General features: G+C 36.1%; 11 protein-coding genes, 4 tRNA genes and 1 pseudogene. 15 read left to right on the forward strand and 1 reads right to left on the reverse strand.

Translation table 11 applies throughout. The features are described 5' to 3' along the window. The 9 genes and pseudogenes from KY055_00800 to KY055_00840 form a co-directional block, all read left to right on the forward strand. The coding region (locus tag KY055_00800; GenBank protein MBZ1345174.1) for a prepilin-type N-terminal cleavage/methylation domain-containing protein at window positions 1-561 on the forward strand (561 nt) is incomplete at its 5' end. 1 nt (window position 562) lies between these two features. Continuing rightward, a complete protein-coding gene (locus KY055_00805; GenBank protein ID MBZ1345175.1) occupies window positions 563-1,846 on the forward strand; it encodes a hypothetical protein in 1,284 nt (427 codons plus the stop codon). Window positions 1,847-2,077: 231 nt separating this feature from the next. Continuing rightward, a complete protein-coding gene (gene pilM, locus KY055_00810; GenBank protein ID MBZ1345176.1) occupies window positions 2,078-2,767 on the forward strand; it encodes a pilus assembly protein PilM in 690 nt (229 codons plus the stop codon). Window positions 2,768-2,810: 43 nt separating this feature from the next. Continuing rightward, a pseudogene (pilM, locus tag KY055_00815) lies at window positions 2,811-3,533 on the forward strand (pilus assembly protein PilM). Window positions 3,534-3,553: 20 nt separating this feature from the next. Further along, the gene (locus KY055_00820; GenBank protein MBZ1345177.1) at window positions 3,554-4,099 is read left to right on the forward strand and encodes a PilN domain-containing protein; all 546 of its coding nucleotides are present in this window, start codon (window positions 3,554-3,556) and stop codon (window positions 4,097-4,099) included. Beyond that, a complete protein-coding gene (locus KY055_00825) occupies window positions 4,086-4,427 on the forward strand; it encodes a hypothetical protein (protein ID MBZ1345178.1) in 342 nt (113 codons plus the stop codon). The genes KY055_00820 and KY055_00825 overlap by 14 nt, the downstream gene beginning before the upstream one ends. 129 nt (window positions 4,428-4,556) lie before the next feature. Continuing rightward, window positions 4,557-4,895: a hypothetical protein gene (locus KY055_00830; GenBank protein MBZ1345179.1), complete on the forward strand. Its 339-nt coding sequence runs from the start codon at window positions 4,557-4,559 to the stop codon at window positions 4,893-4,895. A 17-nt stretch (window positions 4,896-4,912) separates the two neighbouring features. After that, window positions 4,913-4,987: transfer RNA gene (locus KY055_00835), tRNA-Arg, on the forward strand. Window position 4,988: 1 nt separating this feature from the next. After that, window positions 4,989-5,061, forward strand: a tRNA-His gene (locus tag KY055_00840). Window positions 5,062-5,100: 39 nt separating this feature from the next. On the opposite strand, the gene KY055_00845 is transcribed toward KY055_00840, so the two are convergent. Beyond that, window positions 5,101-6,066, reverse strand: coding sequence for a trypsin-like peptidase domain-containing protein (locus KY055_00845; GenBank protein ID MBZ1345180.1), 966 nt, complete (start codon window positions 6,064-6,066; stop codon window positions 5,101-5,103). 19 nt (window positions 6,067-6,085) lie between these two features. Here KY055_00845 and KY055_00850 point away from each other — a divergent pair. From KY055_00850 to KY055_00875, 6 genes are all read left to right on the forward strand, one after another. After that, window positions 6,086-6,157 (forward strand) — tRNA-Arg (locus tag KY055_00850). A gap of 3 nt (window positions 6,158-6,160) precedes the next feature. Next, window positions 6,161-6,234: transfer RNA gene (locus KY055_00855), tRNA-Ala, on the forward strand. A 15-nt stretch (window positions 6,235-6,249) separates the two neighbouring features. Next, window positions 6,250-6,603 carry a hypothetical protein gene (locus tag KY055_00860; protein MBZ1345181.1) on the forward strand — a complete coding sequence of 118 codons (354 nt, stop codon included), beginning with the start codon at window positions 6,250-6,252 and terminating at the stop codon, window positions 6,601-6,603. Beyond that, window positions 6,578-6,697, forward strand: a complete 120-nt coding sequence (locus KY055_00865) for a helix-turn-helix domain-containing protein (protein MBZ1345182.1) — start codon at window positions 6,578-6,580, stop codon at window positions 6,695-6,697. Before KY055_00860 ends, KY055_00865 begins: the two co-directional genes overlap by 26 nt. A gap of 3 nt (window positions 6,698-6,700) precedes the next feature. Continuing rightward, complete coding sequence (locus KY055_00870) at window positions 6,701-7,582, forward strand: hypothetical protein (protein MBZ1345183.1); 882 nt, start codon at window positions 6,701-6,703, stop codon at window positions 7,580-7,582. Between the two features lie 5 nt (window positions 7,583-7,587). Then, window positions 7,588-7,992, forward strand: a 405-nt coding sequence (locus KY055_00875; GenBank protein MBZ1345184.1) for a site-specific DNA-methyltransferase, incomplete at its 3' end; no start/stop codon positions are given.

Below are 7,992 nucleotides of genomic sequence, written 5' to 3' on the forward strand. Positions count from 1 at the left end.
TCTTCTCGCCCCTTCGCTATCGCTCGGGAGCTTGAAGGTTCAAAAAGCGTCAGACGAAATAAGGGCTTCACCCTTATTGAACTTTTAATTTATATTGGAGTTTTAGCCATTGTTGGCGGAGCAATTACTTCTTTTTTACTTTTGGCCATTCGTTCCAATACTAAATTCAGGGTAATGGCAGAGACCCTGAATAATAGCCAAAGGGCAATGGAAATAATGGTTTATGAAATAAGGGGAGCAAAAAGTATTTATAGCCCAACCACCACTGAAAATCAGCTTTCTTTAGAGACGATTCGTTATTTGCCGGCTGGTGAAAAAACAAGTTTTATTGATTTTTATCTTTGCGCCGAATCCCTTTGTTTGAAAAAAGAATCTCAAAACCCAACTGTTTTAACTTCTCAAGAAGTAAAAGTGACCAGCCTAATCTTTACTCAAATTATAACCGGCTCCATTCCTTCCCTTCAAATTGAGCTGGAAATCAGTTACAAAAATCCGGAGAATAGGCCGGAATATCGGGCCGCGGTTAAGTTGGTCTCAACCGCTTCTTTAAGAAATTATTAAAATGCTGAAAAAGAAATTAAAAGACAATTTTGTTTCCCAAAAGGGCTTTACTTTTTTTTATTTGATTATTTTGGTTTTGGCAGTTGTTTGCGGCATTGTAATTTCTTTTGGCATTTTAATTGTTGGTCAACAAGAAATCGGCGGTAATATTATTACTTCAACCCAGAGTTATTTTGCGGCCGAAGCCGGGATTGAAGATACTCTCTTGCGCCTTGTCAAAAAAATGAAATTGCCCAACTCTTATAGTTTAAAGGTTGGCCAGAGTTTGGCGACAATTGAAATTTCAGATGCTTTTGGCGGCTCCCGGACCATTACTAGTGGCGGAAGTTTTTTAAACCAGATAAGAAGAATACAGGTTGTTTATCAGGTCTCAACCCAAAAAATATCTTTTTTTTACGGGGCTCAGATTGGAGATGGAGGAATCAAAATGCAAGACACGGCAAAAATTGAGGGAAATGTTTTTTCCAATGGAAGTATTGTAAGAGTTGGGGGAAATCCAAGAATTACCGGAACGGCAATTGTGGCCAAAAACGGAAATGAAATAAATGGTTTAATAATCGGCCTTAATGCTAATGTTCATAGTTGTAGAAACTCTAAAATTTCAGGCACCCTGACTTATGTTCAGGGCGGGACAATAATAAATTGTCCTGCCTCAGCAACCAATGTTCAAACCGAAGAAATTAAGCCCAAGGACTTACCAATTTCCCAGAGCCAAATTGAACAATGGAAAAGCGAGGGTCTGGCTGGAGGAATTATTTCCGGTAATTATACTTTAAGGCGAAAACAGGAGGTTTTTTTGGGGCCAAAAAAAATTGAGGGCAATTTAATTATTCAAGACCAGGCTAAACTTTTATTAACCGGAACAATCTGGGTTACCGGAAATATAACCTTAGAAGATAGGGGACAAATTCTTTTAAATCCGGCCACCTATGGTTCTTTGAGCGGATTAATTTTAGCCGATGGAAAAATTATTGTTCAAGATAGGGCTAAAGCCCTGGGTACCGGTCAGGCCGGAAGTTATTTAATGCTGCTTTCTGAATTAGATTCTGTTTTAACCGGCTCGGAAGCTATTGTAATTAAAGATGGTCCGACCATAGATATTATTTATGCTTCAAGGGGTTATATTCTTTTAGAGGATAGTATAATTTTAAGACAGGTTTCCGGTTATGGATTAAAGCTCAAGGATAATGCCAAAGTTACTTATGAAGTTGGATTGGCTGATACAACCTTTACCAGCGGACCGGCCGGGGATTGGAAAGTTGTTAGTTGGAAAGAAATTGAATAAGGCCTGTAAAATTTTAAAGGACGGTGATTCGCTTCGGGAACACAATTTTTAGGACACGCTCTGCTCCCCAGCGAGGAGCAAGCTCATTTCCTCGGCAAATTTTCGCTGCGTGCGAAACCATGCAATTTGCCTGCGGATGGTCCATAAAAATTGGTTCCCTCGCTTAAATTTTAATTGTCACTTAGGACCACTTTTTGTTTTATTGGTTTTGATGATATAATTAATTTAAAGATGTTAGAATTTTTAAGTTTAAAACAAGAAGTTTTCGGTTTAGATATTTCTGACCGATCTTTAAAAATTGCTAAACTCAAAAAAAGAGGAGAATTTTTAAGCTTGGCTTCTTTTGGTGAAACAGAAATAAAATCAGCCGGAATAATTAAACAGGGCGAAATAAAAAAAGAAGCTCTTTTTATCAAAATTCTTAAACAAGCCCTAAATGATGTTAAGGGCGAGAAGTTAAAAACAAAATATCTTATTGCTTCCCTACCCGAAGAAAAGACCCTTTTGCAAGTAATTAAAATACCGCTGATAAACAAAGAAGAATTAAAATCAGCCGTTATTTATGAGGCCCAAAACCACATTCCCCTGCCAATTGAAGATGTCTATTTGGATTTTCAAATTATTCCCCCTTTTTTCAATAAACAGGATTATTATGAAGCTTTAATTGTCGCCCTGCCCAAAAAAATAGTTGATCCTTATGTTTCCTGTTTTAAAAAAGCCGGCCTTTTTCCCAAAGCCCTGGAAATTGAACCTCAAGCAATAGTTAGGGCTTTAATTAAGGTCAAAGAAGATAAATCTTCTTCTTCCGCTGAACCTGACGATAGGAAGGTGAGGCGTGAGAAGAGAACAGAGTTCTCTTCGAACCCCTTCGCTGCGGCTCGGGAGGGAGATTTATCTTGTTTGAACTTAGTCAACCAATAACAGCCAAATCCTATGTCTTGATAAAGAGTGACAACCGGCANNCCCCTTCGCCGTGGCTCGGGAAAATGAAACAAATCAACCATCATCTTTTCTTTTAATTCATTTAGGGAGGACAAAAACCAGTTTGATGATTTTTTCCGGTTATTCTTTAAGACTTACTTTTTCCTTGTCCATTTCTTCAGAAAATTTTAGCCAAGCCATTTCTAAAACAATGAAAATAGACTTTCAAGAAGCAGAAAAATTAAAATTAGAAAACGGACTAAAAAAAGAAGATGAAAAAGGAAAGGAAATTTTTGAGGCAATGATTCCAATTCTGACCGATTTTATTGAACAAATAAAAAAATATCTGGGTTATTATCAAACTCAAACATCTCAAGAATTTTTTTCCCAAAAAAGAAAAGAAATATCAAAAATTCTTCTTTGCGGCGGAGGGGCGGGATTAAAGGGGTTGGACGGTTTTTTAACCAATGAACTTAAAATCCCGGTTGAAATTGGTAATCCTTGGATAAATATTTTACCCCAACCCTTAAAAGAAGTTCCCCAATTATCTTTTGAGGAATCATTAAAATATACAACATCTTTGGGCTTGGCATTAAGAGAGTTCGAAGAAGATAAATCTTCTTCTCGCACCGAACTTTTGCGAAGCAAAAGTGAAGGTAAAGAAGAGGACGAAGTCCTCTTCGTCGAGCCGAAGGCGAGACGGGAGAAGAAACTTGTTTCTGCGACCATCTCCCGCCTCGCTACGCTCGGCGGAAGAAGAAAGTAATCTTTCTTCGCCCTACCATTATGACTAATCTTTTACCGGAACAATATAAAAAAGAACTTATTGAAGAAAAAAATCGGAAGTTGGTTTTGATTTTAGTCATTCTTTTTTCTTTCTTTCTTTTTTGCTTTTCCCTGTTTTTATTTTTAATAAAATTTCAACAGGAGAATGAAATTGAATTTCAAAAAAACTTACTTTCTCTTAAAAAAGAGGAATTTTTGCAAATTCATAATCTTGAGGAAAAGTTCAATTTAACCAATCAAAAACTTTCCCAATTGAATGCTTTTTATCAAAAAAAATTTAGTTTAACCCAATTTTTAGAACAAATTTACCAAATTATTCCGCCGGGAATACGGCTTGACTCTTTTTCATATCAGGCCGAAGATGGTCAGGTTAATCTTTCAGGCCTTGCTCCGACAATTGAGCTATTGGTTGATTTTAAAAATAATCTAAAAGAACAAAAAAACCTTAAAGAAATTTCTTTCCCTTCTTTTGTTTGGATTGAATTAACCGATATTGATTTTAGCGTTAGTTTTAAAACAATAGATAATCTACATGGCTCCGAATAAAAAAACAATTTTAACTTTAATAATTTTTTTAACAACATCTTCTTTTTTTATTTCCTTGGTAATTCTTCCCTTTTTAAATGAGATAAAAAATAATTCAGAAATTATTATCAATCAAAAAAAAGAAGCGGCTTTGTTTGAAACGAAAATTACAAATCTCAGAAATTTTGAAAATATTTATCAAATTCATCAAGAAAATTTGGAAAAAATTGAGACCTTATTTATTGACCCTAAAATACCGGCTGATATTATCAAATTCACTGCTTTTTTAAGAAAAATTGCTTATCCCTCTCAAACTTCAATCGAAATTTTGCCATCTCCAATTCCCTGATTTTTTAAAATTTTTAAATAAATTGGAAAATTCTCCCTGGTTAATTGAGATTTTAAATTTAAATGTCGGAAGAAATGAAAAAGGAACCGAAACCTCTCTTTTAATAAAGGTTTTTACAAAATAAGCGAGATGAAAATAATAAGAAAAATAATAAAAAATTTAAAAAGATTAAATAAAATAAAAGAGCTTGTTCAAAAATTGCCAGAAATTTTGGCAAAGAATTTTTTTCTAACCTTAATTGTTTTTTTTGTTTTAGCTTTACTTTTTTCCGGCTTTTTTTATTTCAGATATTACATTTCGGCTAAAAAAATTGAACCGGAAATTTTAGAACCCCCATTTATTTTTAATAACAAAGATATTCAAGAAGTTTTGAAAACCTGGCAGGAAAAAGAAGAAAAATTTAAAGACGCGGAATTTAAAAAATATCCCAATCTGTTTAAAGTTGACGAAAAAGAAAATTCCATATAGAATAATAAAGCTAAAATGCCCTCGTAGTTCAACGGATAGAATAGGACTCTTCTAAAGTCTAGATCGAGGTTCGATTCCTCGCGAGGGCACCATGGTGGTCGTAGCTTAATGGCAAAGTTCCTGACTGTGGCTCAGGTGATGGGAGTTCGATTCTCCTCGCTCACCAAGCTTGCATAAAAAAACAGCCTTGAAGCTGTTTTTTATTTTATTTCTTTTCTTCCGGTTTTACTTTTAGAATTATTTCTTTTCCCTCTCTTAAAATCTTAAGGGTAATCTCTTGACCAATTTTATATTTTTGTAAAATATTGGCCAAGGGATTTTTTTCTTTGATTTTTTCATGATTGATTTCTAAAATTATATCATATTCTTTTAGGCCGGCTTTTTCCGCCGCTGAATTTTTAACCAATGCTCTTTCTCCAAAGGTTTCTCTGATAACCAAAGCTCCGTAATCAACGGCTAATTTATGAAAATCGGCTATTTCTTTATTTAAAATAATATATCTTACTCCCAAAAACGGCCTTTTGATTTTACCGTATTTTTTAATTTCTTCCAGGTCTTTTTTGGCACAATTAATGGGAATAGCAAAGCCAATGTTTTGAGCGCCCATTACCGCAGCCGTATTAATACCAATCGCTTTTCCTTCAATATTAACCAAAGGTCCTCCGGAATTTCCGGGGTTAATGGCCGCATCGGTTTGAATTAACCCCCTGAACATTTCCGCTTGTTTTGATAATCCGGAAAAGGCGGTGATATGGCGCGATAATCCCGAGACCACGCCGGTACTGACCGTATCATGAAACTCACCGAGAGCATTACCAACAGCAATTACGGTTTCTCCCAGTTCAATTTTATCCGAATCAGCCAATTCCAAATAAGGAAAATTTTTGTCCTGAATTTTTAAAATAGCCACATCGTTAATCGGGTCTCTGGAAATTACTTTAGCTGGAAAAGTTTTTTTCGGCTCGTAAATTACGGTATAATCCGCATCTCTATCGGCCACAACATGGCTTGAGGTAATAATATAGCCATCGGAAGAGACGATAAAGCCAGAGCCGCCTCCGATTTTTGTTTTTTCTTTTTTGTTCCCCTGTACTTTGGGAACAACAAATTCTTGGCCAGCGTAAGGAAAAAAATAAAATCCTTCTACTTTGGGAAGGTCGCGGGAAATAATTAAAAATTAAAAATTTTTTGCCCCTGTCGTTCAATGGATAGGACAAGGGTTTCCTAAACCTTAAATATAGGTTCGACTCCTATCGGGGGCATACGGGCCCGTGGTATAGCGGTAACACGCGACTATGGCATAGTTGAGTCCGGGGTTCGATTCCCCGCGGGTCCACCAAAGTTTATTTATAGCGTGATTTACCTCGCTCGGGGCTTCGCGCCTCGCTTCGGCGGGCATTTCGGCAAGATAATTCCACGGATTTTTGAAATCAATCGCCAATTTTCCACGGGCAAGGCAGCGGTTCATCCCGCAACTGCGGAATATTGCGGCAAAGCCGCAATGAGCCGATGGTTTTCTTTCGCCTCCCGCCGACGCCAAGGCTTTGGCGGGCAGGTCAGCGAAATACAAAATGAGATTTTTAGCTTGGTTAGCTTCAATTATCCAATTCCGGACGAGTTAGAGCGCACTATTGCCTTTTCGCTCAAAATCTTTCAATTTTTCAGAAATCTCAATTTTTTGGTTGAGAATTTTTTGTTTTATTGCTAAAATTGAAGCAGGCGGAAATAAAAATCCGACTATTGAAACATTATCAAAAATCGCCAAAGCACTAGGCGTAGCGGTTGACGATTTAATTAAATAAACTATGCCAATTTTCAAAATTGACAAAATTAAAGCATCCCAAATTACCCTTAAAGAAAATGGTTTCGGTAGAGAGGAGGAACTTCGGGATTTTTTTGCCGAAAATTTAGACGAAATTTTAGGAGTAAGGTTTATAGAAAAAGAATATCCAATAAATTATGGCGGAATTGATTACAGAATTGACACACTAGGAATTGATGAAAATAATACTCCCGTGATTATTGAGTATAAATGGAAAGAAAATGAGGAAATATTTTCGCAGGGTAAATGTTATTTCAATTGGCTAGTAAAAAATAAACCTCATTTTGAATTACTTGTTGATAAAAAACTTGGAGTAAAAACAAAGGTTAATTGGGAACAGCCGAGAGTTATTTTGATTGCCCAAGGTTTTAGTCGATATGTTTTAGGAGCTGTCCAGCAGGAAAAAAACATTGAATTAAAAACCTACACTTACTACGAACCCGATATTTTACAAATAGAAAACATTTATAGCCCAGCGGAGATTAAGACCAGTAAGAAAAACGGCGAAAAACGAGAAGCGAGAGAATATAATCTTGAATATCATTTGAACATAACATCTCCAGAAATGCAGAAAATAGCAAATTCACTTCGCTTAAAAATCCTTGAACTTCCTGATGTAAAAGAAAATTTTGGCAAAAGCGGAATTTTTTACCGAACAACAAAAAGTTTTGCTCGGTTGGAATTTAGGCCAACCTGGATTCAACTTTTAATCAGGGAGCCATATTATAAAAGCGATGTAAAAAAATTGGTAAAAGATGTTACAAGTAATGAATGGGGATATAGAGGTAAGATTAAATTTACTCTCGATAGCGATGTAGATTATATTTTTAATTTAATAAAGGAATCTTACGAATCAACCTTATAATTTCTATGTCGAAGATAAACGACCTAAATTTAGACGATTGGAAAGAGTATAAAGATATCTTGACCGATAGCTTGTGGCTGATTGGCGAGCGTGACAAATCCGGCGCGCACAACAACGCTTACCACGGAAATTTTATTCCGCAAATCCCGAATCAAATGATGCGACGCTTCACCAAAAAAGGCGATGTTGTTTTGGACGCTTTTTTGGGCCATGGCACAACGCTTATTGAATCAAAAAGGTTGGGGCGACATGGCATAGGAGTAGAACTCGTGCCGGAAGTCGCGCGTTCAGCAATACAAAATATAAATCGCGAGCTTCCGAATGGAGAAAAAGTTTTTACAGAAGTTATCGTCGCCGATAGTACCACAAAAGACGCACGCGAAAAAGTTTTAGACACGCTTAATAAAATC

Source organism: Candidatus Nealsonbacteria bacterium (assembly GCA_019923625.1).
In the GTDB taxonomy this organism is placed as follows: domain Bacteria; phylum Patescibacteriota; class Minisyncoccia; order Minisyncoccales; family RBG-13-42-11; genus JAHXGN01.